The organism is Zhenhengia sp. (genome assembly GCF_046966505.1).
Taxonomy (GTDB): Bacteria; Bacillota; Clostridia; order Lachnospirales; family Cellulosilyticaceae; genus Zhenhengia; species Zhenhengia yiwuensis.
Genome location: NZ_JBKVCH010000003.1, coordinates 263,937 through 283,864 on the forward strand (window position 1 = coordinate 263,937; position 19,928 = coordinate 283,864).

Annotated in this window: 19 protein-coding genes, 1 pseudogene and 1 riboswitch; of the genes and pseudogenes, 6 read left to right on the forward strand and 14 right to left on the reverse strand. The window is 33.5% G+C overall.

All coding sequences use genetic code 11. The annotated features are described in order from the left end of the window. Positions 1-424: 424 nt before the first annotated feature. Entirely contained in the window at positions 425-1,999 is a 1,575-nt protein-coding gene (locus ACLTBU_RS05300; RefSeq protein WP_412217986.1) for a sialidase family protein, read from the forward strand. Positions 2,000-2,039: 40 nt separating this feature from the next. On the opposite strand, the gene ACLTBU_RS05305 is transcribed toward ACLTBU_RS05300, so the two are convergent. From ACLTBU_RS05305 to ACLTBU_RS05325, 5 genes and pseudogenes are all read right to left on the reverse strand, one after another. Beyond that, on the reverse strand, positions 2,040-2,894 hold the full coding sequence (locus ACLTBU_RS05305) for a MurR/RpiR family transcriptional regulator (protein WP_177671298.1): 855 nt from the start codon (positions 2,892-2,894) through the stop codon (positions 2,040-2,042). Between the two features lie 10 nt (positions 2,895-2,904). Continuing rightward, the gene (locus tag ACLTBU_RS05310) at positions 2,905-3,786 is read right to left on the reverse strand and encodes an ROK family protein (RefSeq protein ID WP_249331082.1); all 882 of its coding nucleotides are present in this window, start codon (positions 3,784-3,786) and stop codon (positions 2,905-2,907) included. 5 nt (positions 3,787-3,791) lie between these two features. Continuing rightward, positions 3,792-4,247, reverse strand: a complete 456-nt coding sequence (locus ACLTBU_RS05315; RefSeq protein WP_177671300.1) for a YhcH/YjgK/YiaL family protein — start codon at positions 4,245-4,247, stop codon at positions 3,792-3,794. A 212-nt stretch (positions 4,248-4,459) separates the two neighbouring features. Next, positions 4,460-4,662: pseudogene (locus tag ACLTBU_RS05320) on the reverse strand (sugar ABC transporter permease); the annotation flags it as partial. 57 nt (positions 4,663-4,719) lie between these two features. After that, positions 4,720-5,406, reverse strand: a complete 687-nt coding sequence (locus tag ACLTBU_RS05325; RefSeq protein WP_177671302.1) for an N-acetylmannosamine-6-phosphate 2-epimerase — start codon at positions 5,404-5,406, stop codon at positions 4,720-4,722. A 308-nt stretch (positions 5,407-5,714) separates the two neighbouring features. Between ACLTBU_RS05325 and ACLTBU_RS05330 the strand changes: the two genes are divergently transcribed. Continuing rightward, positions 5,715-6,632, forward strand: a complete 918-nt coding sequence (locus ACLTBU_RS05330) for a dihydrodipicolinate synthase family protein (protein ID WP_177671303.1) — start codon at positions 5,715-5,717, stop codon at positions 6,630-6,632. 220 nt (positions 6,633-6,852) lie between these two features. On the opposite strand, the gene ACLTBU_RS05335 is transcribed toward ACLTBU_RS05330, so the two are convergent. Further along, positions 6,853-8,643, reverse strand: a complete 1,791-nt coding sequence (locus tag ACLTBU_RS05335) for an oleate hydratase (protein ID WP_412217990.1) — start codon at positions 8,641-8,643, stop codon at positions 6,853-6,855. Between the two features lie 266 nt (positions 8,644-8,909). On the opposite strand from ACLTBU_RS05335, the gene ACLTBU_RS05340 reads away from it, so the two are divergent. Beyond that, positions 8,910-10,178, forward strand: coding sequence for an SLC13 family permease (locus tag ACLTBU_RS05340; protein WP_412217992.1), 1,269 nt, complete (start codon positions 8,910-8,912; stop codon positions 10,176-10,178). A gap of 27 nt (positions 10,179-10,205) precedes the next feature. After that, positions 10,206-10,664: a hypothetical protein gene (locus ACLTBU_RS05345; RefSeq protein WP_177671306.1), complete on the forward strand. Its 459-nt coding sequence runs from the start codon at positions 10,206-10,208 to the stop codon at positions 10,662-10,664. A gap of 46 nt (positions 10,665-10,710) precedes the next feature. On the opposite strand, the gene ACLTBU_RS05350 is transcribed toward ACLTBU_RS05345, so the two are convergent. After that, positions 10,711-11,472, reverse strand: coding sequence for a YdcF family protein (locus ACLTBU_RS05350; RefSeq protein WP_412217993.1), 762 nt, complete (start codon positions 11,470-11,472; stop codon positions 10,711-10,713). A gap of 86 nt (positions 11,473-11,558) precedes the next feature. On the opposite strand from ACLTBU_RS05350, the gene ACLTBU_RS05355 reads away from it, so the two are divergent. Beyond that, entirely contained in the window at positions 11,559-12,686 is a 1,128-nt protein-coding gene (locus ACLTBU_RS05355) for a GNAT family N-acetyltransferase (protein ID WP_249331077.1), read from the forward strand. 101 nt (positions 12,687-12,787) lie between these two features. On the opposite strand, the gene ACLTBU_RS05360 is transcribed toward ACLTBU_RS05355, so the two are convergent. The 5 genes from ACLTBU_RS05360 to ACLTBU_RS05380 all read right to left on the reverse strand — a co-directional run bounded on the left by ACLTBU_RS05360 (position 12,788) and on the right by ACLTBU_RS05380 (position 16,384). Next, entirely contained in the window at positions 12,788-14,485 is a 1,698-nt protein-coding gene (locus ACLTBU_RS05360) for a diguanylate cyclase (protein ID WP_412217994.1), read from the reverse strand. Positions 14,486-14,548: 63 nt separating this feature from the next. After that, a complete protein-coding gene (locus tag ACLTBU_RS05365; RefSeq protein ID WP_177671310.1) occupies positions 14,549-14,680 on the reverse strand; it encodes a cyclic lactone autoinducer peptide in 132 nt (43 codons plus the stop codon). Continuing rightward, positions 14,667-15,338 (reverse strand): accessory gene regulator ArgB-like protein, encoded by a 672-nt coding sequence (locus ACLTBU_RS05370; protein WP_177671311.1) that lies wholly within the window; start codon positions 15,336-15,338, stop codon positions 14,667-14,669. Before ACLTBU_RS05370 ends, ACLTBU_RS05365 begins: the two co-directional genes overlap by 14 nt. Further along, positions 15,331-15,798 carry a hypothetical protein gene (locus ACLTBU_RS05375; RefSeq protein WP_177671312.1) on the reverse strand — a complete coding sequence of 156 codons (468 nt, stop codon included), beginning with the start codon at positions 15,796-15,798 and terminating at the stop codon, positions 15,331-15,333. The genes ACLTBU_RS05370 and ACLTBU_RS05375 overlap by 8 nt, the downstream gene beginning before the upstream one ends. A gap of 16 nt (positions 15,799-15,814) precedes the next feature. Then, complete coding sequence (locus ACLTBU_RS05380; RefSeq protein WP_177671313.1) at positions 15,815-16,384, reverse strand: DUF5317 family protein; 570 nt, start codon at positions 16,382-16,384, stop codon at positions 15,815-15,817. A gap of 228 nt (positions 16,385-16,612) precedes the next feature. Here ACLTBU_RS05380 and ACLTBU_RS05385 point away from each other — a divergent pair, with 228 nt between their 5' ends. Further along, the gene (locus tag ACLTBU_RS05385; protein WP_249331074.1) at positions 16,613-17,881 is read left to right on the forward strand and encodes a dicarboxylate/amino acid:cation symporter; all 1,269 of its coding nucleotides are present in this window, start codon (positions 16,613-16,615) and stop codon (positions 17,879-17,881) included. A gap of 188 nt (positions 17,882-18,069) precedes the next feature. Here ACLTBU_RS05385 and ACLTBU_RS05390 read toward each other — a convergent pair whose 3' ends face one another. Both ACLTBU_RS05390 and ACLTBU_RS05395 read right to left on the reverse strand, forming a co-directional pair. Next, positions 18,070-18,759 (reverse strand): radical SAM protein, encoded by a 690-nt coding sequence (locus tag ACLTBU_RS05390; RefSeq protein WP_412217996.1) that lies wholly within the window; start codon positions 18,757-18,759, stop codon positions 18,070-18,072. Between the two features lies 1 nt (position 18,760). Next, on the reverse strand, positions 18,761-19,729 hold the full coding sequence (locus ACLTBU_RS05395) for a nucleoside hydrolase (RefSeq protein ID WP_412217997.1): 969 nt from the start codon (positions 19,727-19,729) through the stop codon (positions 18,761-18,763). A 98-nt stretch (positions 19,730-19,827) separates the two neighbouring features. Further along, positions 19,828-19,871: riboswitch (PreQ1 riboswitch) on the reverse strand. Positions 19,872-19,928: the final 57 nt, after the last annotated feature.

Below are 19,928 nucleotides of genomic sequence, written 5' to 3' on the forward strand. Positions count from 1 at the left end.
AATCCAACAAATACTTTGCGATTTCCTGTTAAATATGTACAATTAAGGATTTGTTAATAACTTACATTATTTTACTTATGTACTTTTTTGTCCAAAAGAATGTTTACAGGAATTCACTTATTTTTTAGTTAATGTACATTTGCTTTTAGTTAATTATTCTTAATGCTCATTGTGCATTTTACTAAAAAAATAGCTTTTTTTTATTTATTTATATATAAATTAGCATATATCACATATAATTTCAAGATATTTGTCTTATTTTTACTAAAAATGTTGTAATTTATCAATCTTTTACTAAATAATCTCAGTTGTCTATTTTAGTAAAACAAGAACTTAATTTTTACTAAATTATGTTTTTTCTATTGTGCATGTTGTTATTTTAGTATATGATTTACTTAATTTTCTCAGAAAGGAGCCTCATGATATGGCCTCACAAATTACATTAGACTCTACAGTTGTTTTTGAACCTTTAAAAGACTTTAATTCTAAATACTTCAGAATTCCTTTTCTCACATCAACTCCTAAAGGAGCACTTATTGCAGGCAGTGATGTACGCTATACAGACGGAAGTGACTACAACCAAATTGATATAGGTATTGCCCGTAGTGAAGATGGTGGAAAAACTTGGATAGGTAAACAAATTGTTTTCAAAAATAACAGCATCCATGAACATTCTCGTAAAATGGATGGTTGTATTGTAGTTGACAAAGTAACAGGAAGAATCTTTTTATTTGCACTTTCTTTAGATTTACACATGCACCTAGACTCCACAGACAATAAGCATCAAAGTTTCGTTTATAAGTATTCTGATGATGATGGACTAACATGGTCAGAAGAAATCAGTCTTAGACATTTCTATGATGATGACTGTATCCTCTTCTTCCAAGGCCCTGGTAACGGCATTCAACTCCAGGACGGTACACTTGTTATCCCTATTCAAAGATGGGTGCCTGTCCCTCATCGCAATCGTTCTCAAGCAGGTATCATCTACTCTAAAGACCACGGTCTAACTTGGGAAAAATGCGAAACACTTATAGATACTTACACTTCCGAAAGTGCAGTTGTAGAGTACAAACCAAATGAAATTCTTATTTCTTGTCGTTCTCCACTTACTGAAGCACGCGGCTTCTATGTAACAAATGATTTAGGTAAAACTTGGACCCCACATATAAGCCATGATACATTATTAGAATTTGGTGGTTGCCAATCTGCTTTCCTTAAGATTACTGCTCCAAACCAAAAAACTTACGCACTTCATACTGCTCCACAACAAACTCACTCTCCATGGGAGCGCAATAAGCTTACACTTATGTGCAGTGACAACTATACTCACTGGAATTACATTGCAGAAATTATACATATGCCTAATGATGGCTACACTTGTATGACCTATGATGAGAAAAAACATGAACTCTATTTACTTGGTGAGCAAAAAGGTTCTATTGTTTTCTATAACCTAACCTGCTTCCTTCCACTTATTATGCAAAATACAAGAAGCTACGATCATCAAGCACTAAGCACAATACATCAATATCCTGTTTATTCACAAGGACATCATCATGCAATTTCTCATCCAGATAACTGGTATAAACTTCTAGATGTAAACATAAAAAAAGGAGGCTTCCTCCTTCTCAATCTAAATCTATTAAGCTTTAATCATAATGAACTTATTACACTAAAACTAAAACAATCTGACGTTGAGCAACACGATCTTGCAAATTGTCACCTTACTCATACTACTTTAGAGCAAAGTACAGATTGTGCTACTTTAGCACTTATTCCTACTAGTCAAGGTACTGATACTTTCCATTATGAGCTCTACTATACTCAATCTAGTATAGATACATTAAGTGTCTCTGTTGTAAACTGCCTAGCGGCAAATCATGATAAAACATCTTTCAGATTATCGACATCTTTCCAAGATCCAAATCTTGAGAAATATGTTACTGCATTACCTAAATGCAACTCAGATTTACAACCAATACTTTTAAATCTTTAATTAAAAATGCTCCCGATATTCTAAATATCAGGAGCATTTTTTAATAAATCTTTTCGACTACCGCATCTGCAGTCTTATGTCTATTTTTAGTATTTACTTCAAATTTACCTCTATAAAAATCCATATACATTAAATCAATAAGGAACATTTGACTAATCTGCGAAGAGGTAGATCCCCCTTCCAAAGGTCCTTCTTTAGAGCCACACAATATAGTTACATCCGAATAAGCCGTTAGGGGAGATTTAGCGAACTTAGTAATACATATCACCTTTGCCCCTGATTTTTTAGCTTGCTTTGCAACATGAATTGTATCTTTTGTAGCTCCAGAATAGGAAATAATAATCGCTACATCCCGCTGTGTCATCATAGATGCTGCCATGGCTTGCATATGAGAATCCATCACACAGTGCACATTAGGCGTAATTCTTAAAAACTTATTCATAGCCACCATAGCTGTAAGCATACTAGTTCCTACTCCAAAAAAATGAATATGCTGGGCATCTTGTATGTAATGCATAGCTTTATCAAATTCCTGCGCATTAATTAAAGAATATGTTTCGTTAATAGCACTTAGATTATTTTGAAGCACTTTTTTAGCAAGCACATCAAAAGAATCTTTAACACTAACTTCTCCTAATTCTTCTAGCGTAGCATTTTCTACATGCATACTTAAAGAGAGCTGCATTTTAAATTCTTGATATCCCTGCAACTTTAATCTTCTACAAAACCTAAATACACTTGTATCTCCTACTTTACAGGCATCTGCTAAATCTGATATTGACATAAAGAGTACTTTTTTAGGATTCTCTAATACAAAACTTGCTACTTTTTTCTCTGCCTTAGTATAATTAGGATAGTCTTCTCTTATTCGCCTAATCAAATCATGATTTGACACTTCTTTCACCTCATTCTTTTTCTAAACCTCTAGCAAGATGAATCACTCCAAGCATTCCAGCCTGATTACCTAGTTCAGCTTGCTTTAAAACCACATTCTTAAAGCTTGGCATAATCTGAGTGTATAGTATTTCTTTCAATTTTTCTAGTATATAAGGTTGAGCAAGTACACCTCCTCCTAATACAACACATGGTGGATTAAATATATGAATAAGTGTAGTAAGCCCATATACTACTTCTTCTAACCATCCATTTACAATATCCTGAATATCAGATTCATCTATTCTTCCAAAAATTGCCCTACCACTACTTAAAGACTCATCATAAACCTTCGCTCTAGCAACTAATGCCGTTGTAGAAGCATATTTTTCATAACATCCACTAAAATAATCACTCTTTATCCTATCTTCAGGATGAATAATCATGCTACCAAATTCTCCTGCCGAAAAAGCTGCCCCTGTATAAATCTGCTTATTGATTACAATAGCACCACCTACACCTGTCCCATAAGTGAGGCATAAAAAATCATTAAATTCTCGCCCACCTCCAAAGTGTGCTTCTCCTATAGCAGCCGCATTCACATCATTCTCCACTACCACAGGCACTTTAAAGCGTTCTTCTAACCTTTCTTTAATACGCATCCCTGTATAACCCGGAATATTTTCATTAGCATATCGAATAACCCCCTCCTTAGAATTTACTTGACCTGCTGTACTAATTCCTATAGCATCAAAGCTCTCATATTCACTTATAAGTTCAATTACTCTTTGAAGAACATGCTCCCCGCCTTTTAGCGCCTGTGTATCACGTTCTTTTAAATCTTCTAATATATCATCCACCCATAAACCACTCTTTATAGATGTCCCCCCTATATCTAGTGCTACAATTTTCATCTTTCTTACTCCTCCACAGCTACTTTTATAACACATTTTTTAAGAGTTCTTTCATCCTGGCATGCTATACTAGGTTTATGCGCCTCTTCTGCCATACATACAATGAACCTTCCTGCCCCCATTACACATCTTGCACTTGTAACCGCTCCATAAAATCCTATATCTTTTCCTTCATCATAAGGTGTAATCTCTTCTAAATCTCCTACAGCTGTTTCTATAACTTCTATCCCCTCTAAGTCAATTTGTATATCCATATACTTCTTATGTACTTCAAAATAAATTTCATCTTCTGGTTTAGCTACAGCTTCCATTACATTAATAAAGACACGATGCTCATCTATATCTGTTCTACCTAATGGTAAGGTATCTAAATCATGTTCCTTGATAAATTTAATCGCTGTATCTAAATTTTTAGAAATACCTTCATAACGTTCTATATTTTTTAATAAATCATAAATCATATATTCTATCTCCTTTGATTAAAACTATATTAACTACTTTTTACGAAAAAATGATGAGGCATATGCCTCATCATCCTTTAACAGCTCCCATCGCAATACCTTGAGTAAAGTATTTCAGAAAGCATATAAACATTAATACACTAGTGGATAGCCTCTAGCATTATTCCAGCCATAATAACACTATAATTGGTTACAAACTTAGCTTGTTTAGAAATTGCCATAACATTGACATAGCCAAACTGTGAAAATTTAAAAACTTTTTCATAAACAAAGTACATAATTGTACTTGTAGAAGAGTTAAATCCTCCCGATGTCAAAAGCTGGACTAGAGAGAAACATTGAAAAGAATTAATAATTGCAATAACAGCTACATAAAAGTTGTCGTCATTAGACAAGTCCATTTTACCTTCTCAAATAGTTTTATAGCGATTACAGATTTACATCTGATAGATCCAAAATTTATTTCCTTTACCTACGCTTTAAGTGCTTCAACATATTTTTTTGTAATATCCATTGGTCTTGTAATGGCTGTACCAACTACTGCCGTAAATACGCCACAGTCCATTACTCTTTTTAATTGTTCCGGGCTCCAGATACCACCTTCACCTATAACTGGTTTACCACAATCTTTTACAAGTGCCTGAACTAAATCATAATTTGGTAAGCTTACCCCTTTTGTATAGTCCGTATATCCATGCAAGGTTGTTCCAATAAAATCAAATCCAATCTCTGCTGCATGTATACCTTCTTCATAATTTGAACAATCTGCCATAAAGAGTTGGTCTTTATAAAGTTCCCTTACCTCTTTAAAGAATTCATCTAAACTTTTACCATCTGGTCTTATTCTATCCGTAGCATCTACAGCAATAATATCTACACCACATTCTACAAGCGCCTGAACTTCTTTTAAAGTTGGGGTAATATATACCTGTGAATCTTCATACTCAGCTTTAATAATACCTATAATAGGAAGGTCTACCACCTTCTTAATCTCTATAATATCTTCTATTGTATTTGCTCTAATCCCAACAGCACCACCTAAATAGGCTGCATAGGCCATTCTAGACATAATATAAGAACTATGTAAAGGTTCATTTTCAAGAGCTTGGCATGATACCACTAGTCCACCTTTAAGTTTTTCTAATATTGACTGTGTCATAGCTCTTCCTCCTTCAGAATTATATGTTTTCTTCTGAATAAATGGTAATATAAAAAAAAGTTTTTTTCAATAGCTTTTGGGAATTTTTTTCCTTTTTCCTTATTCTATTTATTCATTTTATACTATTTCTTTCTAATTTTAATTTCATCTATAAGCTTTTTATCTAATCAAGAAAATTATTTTCTTTTTTTCTATTTATCTTTACTAAACTAGAAAATTTTTTTCTATTTTTATTGATTTCCAATTTTAGTGATGCTATGATAATTTTATGATATATTTCTAACCTATAAAAATCAGGGGGCTCTAAAATGTCAAAATACAATACTTCTCAATTTAGAAATGTAACTATTGCACTTAATACACCTTTTACTTCTACAGGTGATATCGATCTTAAAGCAACAAAGGCACTTACTCGCTACTATATCAATAAAGGTGTTAAAAATATGTATGTATGTGGTAGTACAGGTGAAGGTTTCTTACTCGACCATGACGAACGTAAACAAGTTGTGGAAGCAGTATTGGATGAAGCCGGTAAAGAAATGAATATTATTGTTCATGTAGGTACACCTTCTAGCAGACATGCAGCTGAACTAGCTAAACATGCTGAAGCAGTTGGTGCTGCTGCTACTTCCGCTGTGCCTTGTGTTTACTATAGACCAAGTGAAGAAAGTGTTTACCGTCACTGGAGCACTATTACTGAAGCAGCTGACCTTCCTTTCTTTATCTACAATATTCCTCAGCTCACAGGCTTTAACCTTTCTATGAACTTATTTAATCGTATGCTTGAAAACGAACGCGTTGCAGGTATTAAAAACTCTTCCGAACCTTGCCATGACATTTTACGTTTTAAACAAGCAGGTGGTAAAGACTTCATCGTTTTCAACGGGCCTGATGAACAATATTTAGCAGGTCGTTTAATGGGGGCTGATGCTGGTATCGGTGGCACATATGGTGCAATGCCAGAGCTTTACCTCAAGCTAGAAGAACTCATTGTACGTGGTGAAATTACTAAAGCTCAAGAACTACAAAATACAATCACTGCATTTATTTATCGCCTTTGCAGCTTCCCATCTATGTATGGTGCATGCAAAACAATTATCGGTTTAGATGGCTGCCCAATCGGTAATCCAAGACTTCCATTCTTACCAGTTTCATCAGAAGATCCAGCTATTATTGCACTTTATAAAGATATTCGCGCTGCTGTAGAAGCAAGTAAATCTCTTTAATACATGAAGAGATGTGTACCTACAAAAAACAATAGTATGTTATAGTGATTCCAATGCCCATGGCTACTATAATGCTACAACATATGATGGATTTAATGAGGGCAAAACTATCACGTTATAAAAGAAGGTTTTTATCCTATAACCAAAAAAAGAAGTAGAACTTATTTACTGAGTTCTACTTCTTTTTTTATTGAATAGACTTTCACTTTTTTCTTATCTTTTATCTATAAGATGTTTTTAAAGCTTCTTTTAAAACCTTTGGATCTTTCTTATATGGCGTTACCGGACATATTTCTTTATCTTTCACACCAAATAAGGTATATACTGCAATACGTGCAGCTCTTACAGAGTATTCTTCTGTAAAGACCATATCCTCTGGAATTTCCACAAACTGACTAATCATAGCAAAGTTAGTGGAGCCCTCTGGAACAACCTTTGGACGATCTGTCATTTTACGAGGTTGAAACTGAGAAACAATATAAGGCATCATACATGGAATTACATTAATAACTGTTTCTAAAATCTCTTCCTGCTTATCTTCTAAATGTAAATGATGTAAAAGTTCTATAAGAATCTCTTCACCTGTACATTCACGCATTGTTTTTTTCACATAATCTCCCATGCGATCTGTATAAAGACCATATCCCCAGAAAATAGTTGTATCCATTGGTTGTGCTTTAAAATGTGGCTGTGCTGCTACAACAATACTCATTAACCAATTAGAATCTTTAAAGGTCATTAAAGCACCACTTCCTGGTATATTACCTGAAAATTGTTCAATAAGTTTAAGGAGCTTATTACCCTTACATGTTACAGTAAAGCTTTCCCAGTTAGTTTCTTCTGGATAATCAAAGAAGGGACTAGGATTACCTAAGTTCGGTTTCTTGCTCGCTACTTTCTTCCAAAGTTTAGCTGAAATTGGATTTTCAGGTTTATATTCTGGTGCAGTATGAAGATCGCCTAAAGTAGCACTATCTGTCATAGAGCCATTGGTCATAATACATACATCACCTTTATTTAATTTAATGACCTTTTCACCTTCTGAATCTTCAATGTAAAGCGCTGTAGCTGTAATACCTTCACCATCTGCAAATTCAATATCCGTTACAGTAGCATTAATGCTAAAATCTACCTGATGAGTATCTAAATAAGCCTTAAGCGGAAGAATAACAGATTCATATTGATTATAAGGCGTACGTGTTACACCTTCTAACGTTTCAATGCGAGAGAATTCAAAAATCATACGATTCATATAACGTTTAAATTCAAATAGGCTTGACCATTTTTGAAAAGCAAAAGTAGTCTGCCACATATACCAGAAATTTGTTTCAAAGAAATGGGGTGTATGAGCGAACCACTCTTCTATAGTCATATCATCTAGTTTTTCTTCTGGCGTAATCATAAGTTTGCCTAAGGCCATACGGTCAGCTTGATTAAAGCCCATACTCTTCACATCTAAGATTTTACCATTTTTATCAACAAGACGTGCCTGAGCATGTGTTGGGTGATGGTGGTCGAAGTTTAAAATCTCCTCTGTAACACTCATTCCTGGCATATCCAAAGATGGAATACTAGAAAAAAGTTCCCAGAAATTCTCATAGGTTTCTTCATTAAGCATTCTTCCCCCTCGACATACAAATCCATCAGCCTCACTACCTGCACCGTCATTACTACCACCTAGAATATGCAAGCCTTCTATAATATGAATATTTTCGCCTTTAAAATGGCAGTCTCTTATAAGATAAGCTGCACCTGCTAAAGATGCCAAACCACCACCGATAAAATATACTTCTCTATCTCCATATTCCTCGCATTGAAGTAGATTAAGCTGTTTTTGAGCTGTTTTATAGGTTTGATTGTTTTTACTACTTTTAACAGCAAGGGTTGCAAGTGCCGCACCACCTGCTATTGCGCCTACCGTTAACAAAGTTCTATTAGTATTATTTCTAGATTTTCTATTAAACCTTTTTATCGCTTTTTTATAAGCTTTTTTGTAATGCTTTTTATTCATTTCAAACCCTCCATCTTCTATAGGCGTGCCTAAAACTTTTAAGTCATACTAGATATAGCTTAAACAATCTTCTATTCAATTATGCATTTGCATTATTTCATTCAAAAAGTTATTATTCCTATTCTAACCTCACTTTTATAAAGTGGATTTTATTCAAAACTATTCTGTCAATATAGTTTTAAGTATGAAAAAATACTTAAAAACAAATCCTATAAAAAGATTAATTTTTAGAGACATCATGTAAACTCTTGAAAGGAGTACACTTTATGAACGTTACTCAAATTATAGCTATTTTAATTTTTCTCGTTGTTCTCTTTTGTATTATTACGGAGAAAATCGATCGTACAGTAGCTGCTATGAGTGGAGCCATTTTAATGGTATTACTTAAAATCTTACCTGCTCCTAACGCTATTAGTTATATTGACTTTAATACAATAGGCGTACTTATCGGCATGATGCTTGTTGTGTCTATTGTCAAAAACTCCGGCCTGTTTGAATATATAGCCATTTATACGGCAAAAAAAGCTAAAGGAGATGCTTGGAAAATCCTTATTAGCTTTGCCATTATTACAGCAATTTTATCTGCTACTCTTGATAACGTTACGACTGTTTTGCTTATTGGTCCCATGACTTTAGTTATTACACAAATTCTTGAACTTAACCCTATACCGTTTCTTATTACAGAAATATTAGCCTCTAATATCGGAGGTACTTCTACTTTAATAGGTGACCCTCCTAATATTATGATTGGTAGTGCTGCCGGGCTTAGTTTCAATGATTTTCTTACTCATACAGGACCAGCTGCTCTTGTTATTCTCATTGTTACTATTGCTATTTTGTACTTCTTATACCGCAAAGATTTAATGGTAGATGATAAATATAAAGAAGAAATTCTAGCATTAGATGAGAAAAAAACTATAAAAGACAAATCCTTACTCATTAAAAGTCTTATTGTTATGGCACTTATTTTAATAGGGTTTATGACACACCAATCATTAGATCTTGAATCGAGTACAGTAGCTTTAACTGGTGCTGTTATCCTTCTACTTATTGGTAAACAAGATGTAGAAGAGATTATCTGCGGCATAGAATGGCCTACCATTGCCTTTTTTACAAGTCTCTTTGTCCTTGTTGGAGGACTTGAAGAAGTAGGCATTATTCATAGCCTTGCAATTTGGCTCATCGACCTTACATCAGGTAGACCAATTATGACTATGATCTTACTCCTTTGGTTAGCAGCTATTGTATCTTCCTTCTTAGACAATATCCCATTTGTTGCTACACTTATTCCACTTATTTTAACAATGGGTACTCAAGGGATTGATATTAGACCACTTTGGTGGGCCGTATCTCTTGGAGCCTGCCTAGGTGGAAATGGTACACTTATTGGTGCTTCAGCTAACGTTGTACTGGCTAATATTGGTGAACGTAATGGCTATAAAATCTCATTTGGAAAATACTTCAAAGTGGGCTTTCCGCTTATGATTCTTTCCATTATTATCTCCACTGTTTATTTACTTTTTTTCTTTACTTAAATTCTATGACGAAAAGGATGTGTTATTATGAATGCTTCATCTGTTAAAGGTGATACCATTGAGGCAAGGCTTAGATGCCTCGGTGCTGATAGTGTTCAACAGGTACAGGGCATTTTGTACTTTGTAACCTTCAAAGAAGGAGAACATGAAGTCTCCTACTCTTATAATATAAATGGTAAAAATAAATATTTTCTTCAACGTATTAAACCATACCCTCTCCCTGAGGGTATCTTCTCTGACGAAGAGCAAGTTGTAGAATTTATCAAACGTGACCTTAAGAAATTTAGAAATGCTAAACATAGTCACAACTTTGCTCAATTTATACATGTTACCAATATGATTGGTGAAACAACCAAAGAGATTGAAACATTCTTTTTAAATTACAATGTAGATAAAGAATGCTTAGATGAACTCACCCAAGAGTTAAATGCTATTCATCAAATTATTTCTAACGCTAAAAAACGTAGTGCCCACATTATTGTTTAAGATATAAAGGCTGTCACTTTTATGTAACAGCCTTTATATCTTTTTATTAATAATTAACATTCACTCTAAAAAAATCAATAATCATAGTAGGGTATTCTCTTATTAAATAATTGATTCTTCCTAAAAGACTACTTTCTGCCGATAGCCCTATACTCTCTAAATCCATAAAATAGGCAAGCATTTGCGCTCTAAAAAGGTGATAATCATGTGTAATAATAAGTACACTTTCAACCGTTTCTTCTCTCGTCATCAAAATTTCTTTACTAAATGCAATATTCTCTAGTGTTGTTGTAGAACGGTCTTCTTTTATAATAGATTCTCTTAGAATTCCCATTTCTTCTAGGTATTTTCTCATTGCCTCTGCTTCTGATATGACTTCATCTGGTCCCTGCCCACCTGACACAATAATCATAGTTTTGGGATGAAGATTATAATAAGCTATCGCCTGATCTAACCTAGCTTTTAAAGTAGGCGATACATCTTCTCCTCTAAGCCCAGCCCCTAGTACAATCATATAATCTACTTCTTCTAAGCTCTCTACTGATTGATGATGTCCTATATTATAGACAAGAAATCCTTCTATTAAGATAAATGAACCCACAAAAATAGCTATTCCCCACATATATATTTTTGATAAAATACATAACCACTTCTTCTTATAAGAGTATGCTAACCGCCTTACTATAACTATCCCATAAACAAGCCATAAAACTACGATCATAAAGATAGCTGAAAAACTTAATTCCAAAGTTAAAACTAATAAAAAATCTACTACTATAAGTGCTATTATCTCTAGTAATACTTTCATATAAACTCCTCTTAATATATATTGTTTTACATATAATAAAATATTATAATATAATAAAAAAATTTAAAATACCAAAAGGAGTTTTTATGACACTTTATAGAAAAGGCCTCTCAAATGATCAAGAAGCTATTATTCATTTAGGTAATTATGTATTTGATACAGATTTTCCTGCACTTCTTCCTAAACTTTACTCACCTTCTGTTAATACAGCTACTTCCCACTTTCTTGCTGAAGAAGAGGATGGTATTAAAGCCCTTGTAGGTTCTTTTCCTTTGGACCTTCATGTACTTGACTATGATCTTAAAGGCTTTGGTATTGGCACAGTCTGCGTAGACCCTGATGCAAGAAGTAAAGGTTACATGAAACAACTTATGACAAACGCCTTAGCTGAAATGCATGAAGAAAAAGCTGACTTTGCCGTTCTTGGTGGCCAAAAACAGCGCTATGAATATTTTGGTTTTACACCCAGTGGGACTCATCTAAACTTTACACTTACTGCTACTAATTTAAGACACCACCATATAGTTGCTTCACCTAATTTCACCTTTAAATCTTTTGATGCACTAGATACTCCTACTTTATCTTGTATCCATAAAATGCATCATTCAAAACCACTTTTTAGTACACGCTCATTCCAAAACTTTATATCTATTTGCAGAAGCTGGAAAAGTGAATCCTTTGCTATATACAACAAAAATGAACTGTGTGGCTATGTCCTTTATAAAAATAATTGTATAGAAGACTTTTATGTCTCTCATTCTGACTTACTTATTCCAGCATTAGCCTCACTTATGCAAACTTTATCTTGGAATGAATGCACTATTTGCCTTAATACATATGAAACAACACTTATTAAACTGCTTATAAACATCTGCGAAGGGTATACTACTAGGCTTTCTACCTGCTTAAATATCTTGAACTACCAAAATTTTATTAACGCCTTTTTAAATTTAAAAAAGAGTTATACTGCTTTAGAAAAAGGTCATCTTGTACTAGAAGTTCAAGGAACTGAAAACCTTCTTATTGAAGTAGGTGAAAATATCAACGTAATGCCAACCACCCTAGAGGCAGACTTATCTTTAACCCATTTAGAGGCTACCCACCTTTTATGCGATCCCCTTCAAGTATATATAGATTATCATCATGAGAAAAATAGGCTTATCAAATCTTGGTTTCCTCTTCCTTTTGCTTTCTGTAGCATTGATAACGTATAAAAAAATAACATCTTTTCTTATACAAAAAGCCATATATAACTAGAACGCACTCTAGCTATATATGGCTTTTATTCATCAAGGTTTATAAAACACTGTTTCATCTAATTATAAATTTCAAGTTCCTGTTTTGCTATGGTTAAAGCTTTAATAAAAGTTTCTACAAGTTCTGGGTCAAACTGTATACCTTTACATGCTCTAAGTTCTGCAAATGCATCCTCATCACTTTTACGTCTTGTGTGATAAGGTCTATTAGACGTCATAGCATCAAAGCTATCAACTATAGTCAGTATACGTGCTAATAAAGGAATCTCCTCTCCCTTCATACCATTTGGATAGCCTGTACCGTCATATTTTTCATGATGATGTAAAATAAGTGGTATAATTTCTTTTAAAGAATCTACTGTTTTTATAATTTCTACACCATGTTCTGGATGCTTCTTAAGCATTTCCCATTCGGCCTGATCTAAAGGCATTTTCTTGTTAAGAATTTGCTCTGGAATGTTAATCTTACCTATATCATGCATATAAGCTCCATACACGAGCGTTTTCTTGTCTTTTTCACTAAGTCCGAGATAGTCTGCTATAATTCGGCTATACATCACTACACGCTCACAATGTCCATAAGTATATTTATCCTTCGCATTAATAACGCTAATAAGCGTCTTAATAGAAGTTACTAATTCATTATGATCATCATTAATTTCTCGTTTTAACTCATCTAGTACAGATACATAGACTTCTACGCGATTCTTCTTAAAAAATTTAGCTCTATATAAGGCGTCATCAGCACTTTTAATAAGTGCTAGTTCATCCTTAGCGTTATCTGGATAAGTAGCTATACCTATTGAAATAGTAAGATTTCCTGTAGGCTGATTTTCCTGCCCCATAATATAAGTGTCTTGCACTTTTTTTCTAACTGTTTCAGCTACTTTAATACTTTCTTCTCTATCTGTATTCGGCAAAATAATAGCAAATTCTTCTCCACCATATCGTGCTACTAAATCCCCTTTTCTTACACTACCTTCAATGAGCTTGGCAACTTCTTTTAGAACCTCATCACCTTTTTGATGCCCATTTAGGTCATTATAATATTTAAAGTTATCTATATCTAAGAAAAGCATAGAAATAGGTTGATTGTTTTGAGACGCTACATGAATGTTTTCTCTTAATGCATCTTGAAAAAAACGATGATTATACATGCTTGTAAGACCATCGCGATTTACCATTTCTTTTAGCTCTTCTATATGCTCATTACCAAGTTTAACATAATAGCCTAACGGAGCAGCTGTTAAGACAAATATACCTACTAAAATAAGGTCATCTTCAAAATAAGGATTAATTGCTAAAGCAGGAAAAAACATTAAGTCTACTAATAATATAAGTACTGCTGATACAGCTGCCATTACCATCCCATTTTTCATACCCGACTGAATCGTTGTCGTCATAATAGTAAATACAAATAAAAACTTATGCGGGCTGTCTGGCCCCCCTGATATAAGAATCATTACAAAAAAGATAGCTATAAAAATACAATTTTCAATAACCTGTTTATACTTCTTTCTTTTTTCACTAAATTGTCTAACAGCGACAGTTGACCATATTAAATATATACCAAGTAGGAATAAAGCTATAAATAACATAGAAAAAGCTGAGCCATACTCCTCTAGACTACCAGTAATTGTTTTTGTAGCTAAATATTTAAAACAAATAATCCCACAAAATAGCAAGGCAGACAACTTAACAACTACAAGTATATTATTAACCTGTTCATACTTTGTATCTTCTAGTCGTTTATGCATGTTCACTCCCCTCTCTCTTAACTTTACAATAAATAAAGATCGGTAAAAACCGATCTTTATTTACTAGTCTCTTAAACATTCAGGCTCTTCTGGTTGATACGTAAACCAAAAACATGCTGATGTAGATACAAGAGATGCAAATACTGTTGCTACAGCTGCAAGTGTCATTAAAACTTTTGCATTAATCTTTTTCATCTGTACATTCTCCTTTTCGTCTTAAAATAGTATGTATTAAAAATAAATCTATTTTTTCTACTATAAGATGTCCAAGAGGTGTAAGAGTAAGAATTTGCCAAAATATACCTATGCATATACACATAACCCAGACTAATACTATATCTTTCTGTTTAGTCAAATATATACTTAGCAAACCTATTGTTCCTACTAAGTAGACTCCTAAAGTAAATATAGATTTCTTTTTAAGCGCTTCTTTCTTTTCTTGCTTTCTGATAGGTTTTGCCATACTATCAACAGGTGCTAACTGATAGACTTTATAAAACCCTAGAATAAATATAACTAGTACACTAATTATTACAACTATTAAGTTCCAATGCATTTTAGATAATAACCATGCACCTCCTACCGAAATAATAACACCTATAATAGCACATGACTCTGGTGAACTAGCATGTGCCCCACCTGAGTATTTTCTAAGAATAACTGTTGTTACAGATAGTATAAGCGCAGGTATAAGTACACCTAAAAGGCTTCCTGCTAGTACAATAGCTCCTATAGAGATACTTGTATGAATAATCGCAAATAATCCGTAATGGATAACTGCCTTTTCATTCTCACTTACTTGCAATTCCCTACCTATTTTATTTGAAAGCCTAGTGCACACCTTATCAATCATGACTTCTCCCTTTCTTTTTACTTATCCACTTATAGTAGATAAATATAACTAACATCCAGATTATAAGAGATGGTATACCATAAATAACCTTTGTAATAGGATCACTTACTATCTCTTGTACACTTTTTCTAAACATTCCCTGGATTAATAGCATATTAATCCCCTCTGCCAAGAACTGCACAATAACATTAATAATCGCGGCACGTATAGTCTCTATAATACCTAGTTTATTCAGTGTAATAGATAATGTAATCATAGCCATAATGATTAGGATCGTATGAATACCATAACTAATTGGTAAAAACCTAATAAAAAGCATCATTATCGCTAAAATGATGCCTGTCTTAACATAACGGCGCTTGTCCAATTTTACTCCAGTAAAAGCATACATCGCAAAAAGATGAATAAAAGCCTCTGGAATACCTCTTAAAATAAATTCTATCAACGTTACTTTTAACATTTCTTCTCTTTTACCCCTATATTCCTTTCTCTTGACTCAAGGAACTATTAATCTCTTTAATCGCCCCATATAAAACAAGTACAACAAATACTCTAATCAGTACATCACCGATACTTAGTACGCTATAGCCTAGATCAATCCAGTCTGTTAACCATTTTAACTTAGTCTGGTCACTACCTAGAATATGAAAATCATTCGCTACTTGCCTAGCTTTTTCAAAAGCTTCTGGAGATGCATACCCTGTCCAGTAAGTCAAAGTTGGAAATACAGGCATTTTCCCTCCATTGACTTTTATGGCTATATCATTGCATAAGCCTCCTAAAAAGACACAGCCAGAACCAACTAAGGCTTCTTTATAAAGTTCGTATCTGAAAATCAGTCCTAAATAAGTGCATAGATAAATACTTTTTAGTAGACCTGCATATTTAATCCATTCATAATGCTGTTTAAACAGAGCAATTTGAATACCTATATAAATAAGCTCAATACCTAATATATAGTACATTTCTTTCTGTTTGAATATAGGTGAAATTTTATATTTTTTATATTTACTGTATATAAGTACCAATATGACCGTTTCTAACATTATTGCCTCTTTCATATTTTTCTTTACTAAATTATACTACATACTTTAATAATTATCCACTATTTAATAAATGTATATATTATTCTTTAATTACCTAACTAAATATGTCAAAAAAACATAAAATAATCATTATTATTCCATATTTTAGTTTTATACTTGTATACAATTCACTTTTATGTTACCCTACTTACATCATGTATTTGACTTATCTTTAGGAGGTTTTACATAATGAAAAAAATGACACTAACTACGAAAATACTCCTTTCACTTATATTAGGTGCCTTATTTGGAGTTCTTCTTTCTCATTTAGAATCTGATTTCATTAAACATACCCTTATGCTTGATGGTATACTGAAACTTATTGGTACAGGATTCTTAAATGCTATTAAACTACTTGTTGTACCACTCATCTTCGTTTCTATTGTATATGCAACAGCTTCTTTAGATGATATAAAAAAAATTGGACGTATTGGTAGCAAAACTTTCCTTTATTATATAACTACAACTGCTATAGCTATTGTAGTAGCACTTACTGTTGCCAATGTCATTAAACCAGGTATAGGCATTGACCTCAGTATGATTACATCTGGTGAAGGGGTAAGTGAAGTTGCTTCTATAAGCTTTATTGATACCTTACTTCAAATTATCCCTACAAATATTTTTGAAGCCTTCAGTACAAATAATGTACTTGGTGTTTTATTCTTTGCTGTATTAATGGGACTTAGCATTACTTTAGTAGGTGAAAAAGCACAACCTGTACTTGTACTATTTGATGGCCTTAACGAAGTCTTTCTTAAACTGGTTACACTCATTATGCAATTTGCTCCATTTGGGGTATTTGCACTTGTAGCCAATACATTTGCAACTTTTGGCTTCTCTGCTATGCTTCCACTCTTTAAATATGCATTAAGTATACTAGTAGCACTTGCTATCCAGTTCTTTATTGTCTATTTAAGTATGCTATTATTCATTGGAAAACTTAGCCCTAAAATATTTGTCAAGAAATTTACACCAATATTCAACTTCTGCTTCTCAACTGCTTCTTCAAGTGCAGCACTTCCACTTGGCCTTGAGAGCTCAGACAAACAATTTGGTGTATCTAAAAAAGTTAGTTCCTTTACTCTTCCTTTAGGTGCTACAATCAATATGGATGGTACTGCTATTATGCAAGGGGTAGCCGTTGTATTTATTGCTCAAATCTATGGTATTCAGCTTGGTCTTGGAGAGTATATGATGGTTATCTTAACTGCAGTACTTGCTTCAATCGGTACAGCAGGTGTTCCAGGTGTTGGACTTGTTATGCTTACAATGGTACTTAGTGCCATTAACCTACCAATTGAAGGTATTGCCCTTATTATGGGTATTGATAGAATTCTAGATATGATTCGTACGGGTATTAATGTTGCAGGCGATCACGTCTGTACACTCCTTATTGCTAAACAGGAAAATGAATTTGATGAAACTGTTTATAACCGTCCTATGGTAGATTTAGACTAAAAAAGAGCGTATTGCCATGAATGCAATACGCTCTTTTCATTTCTATTAAGCTTCTGGATTTAAAGCTGTCAGTACTTCTTCAGCTTCCTTTACTAGTATCATCGTTACATTATTTTAAAAGTATTCATCACTATACGTACTTATATTACAACTGATTTTTAATTAAGAATTAGGCAATTCTTTAAAATCTAGTCACCTACTCCAAAATCTGTATTATTATAGAGGACTTCTATTTTAGGATTTTCATCTAAAAACTTATATTTTTGTATAAACCACTGTACAAGCTCTTCATCTCTTTTCACTGTCGTTGTATTATCTATAAAAACATTAATGGTAGCATGGTCAAAATGCTTAAGAACAAGCTCCATATCCCTATCTATCATTGCTTTTGTTTGCCCTTTGATACCCACCATCATACACGGTGAATCAAAATACTTTTTCAGCTCATCTATAGATTTAAAATGAGCACTTTTATTAAGATACCCATTTCTAAAATCCTCATCAAAAGTCTCTACACCAATTTTAAAAGTAATAGGAATACCAAAGAAATCTCTCATTTCTTGAATTCTGTTTCTATACGCCCAATGACTCTCTAAGAAAAGCTTTTCAATGCCCTTTTCCTTAATAATAGCTTTAATTCTTTCTAATGTAGCCTGTGGCAGTTCAAAACAGCTTCCTGAATTAATAACTTCAAGTGCTTTATATTTACCTGTAATCTGCCCTAATACTTCAAAGTTTAGTGCGTTCATTTCCTCTTCATGAGTACCATTATCTAATATATAGTCACAGAAGCTACATTTTCCCCACACACAAGGAGATCCCTTTAACAGTACAATCTCTCTTATATTTTTATTAGTGACTTCACTATATCTATCCACTCTAGTATACCCCCTCCGTATGCTCAATAACTTCTTCATAACCTCTAAAGATGCGTTTTAAGAAGAAATCCATAAAGCGTTTTTCATCTACCGAAGTAAGAATTTTGGCATTGCGTTCTTTCCTATAAAAACTTGCTACATCTACCAATGTTTGGCCTATAGCAATGCCATCAGTAGCTACCTGTACATAGGAATCAAATCCATCGCATAAGCTTCTATCTATAAAATAGGCTACAGCAAGCGGGTCATTAATCACACATCCAATAATGCCTTCCTGCATCCAATGAAAATCTATATAAAAACGTGTTATTTCTGTTATAAACTTAGCCTTATTTTGATCTAACCTGTTAATAAATTCTATAATGTTAGGTGTGAGTACAATTTTTCTTGTAACATCTAGCCCTACCATATGTATTTTATGACCTAACATCTCATAAACATACTGCGCTGCATGAGGGTCTACCCAATAGTTAAATTCTGCTACTGGTGAGCAGTTACCATGTATCCTAAAGGCTCCTCCCATAGAAATACATTCATCTAAATACGTAAAAACTTCTTTATCCTTCATTAAGGCTTTTGCTAAATTGGTAAGTGGCCCCAATGCAATAATAGAAACTTTTTCATGAGTTCTTAAAGTGTCTAGAATAAAATCTACAGCGCCATCCCTGTAGCTTATACCTTCTACCTCTTCATAAAAATTCTCACCAAGACCATCCTCGCCATGGGTATCTTGCGCCGTTACAAGTTCTCTTTCAAGTGGATCTGTCTCTCCAACATATACAGGAATATGTAATGCTTCACACTTTTTAAGAACAATGAGTGCATTTTTAGCTCCCATATATGCTGGTACATTCCCACTACATACAGTAAGACCTAATACCTCTAGTTCTGGTGAATGGACCGCAAGCATAATGGCAAGTGCATCATCTATACCTGGGTCACAGTCAATAATTACTTTTCTTTTTTCCATATCTCTTTCCTCCTTAATAGTGGTTTTAAGGAGAACTATACGACTTTTCAACCTAAAAAAGTCGTATCTAAGGATACGACTATATACTGTCACTATACATGCCCTTAGTTTTTTATACTGGGAGTTCCCGAACCAGTCCTAACCTTATAAGTTTAGGTTTCAACAAGACATATACTAGCATTATTAGTTTTCTTTTTCA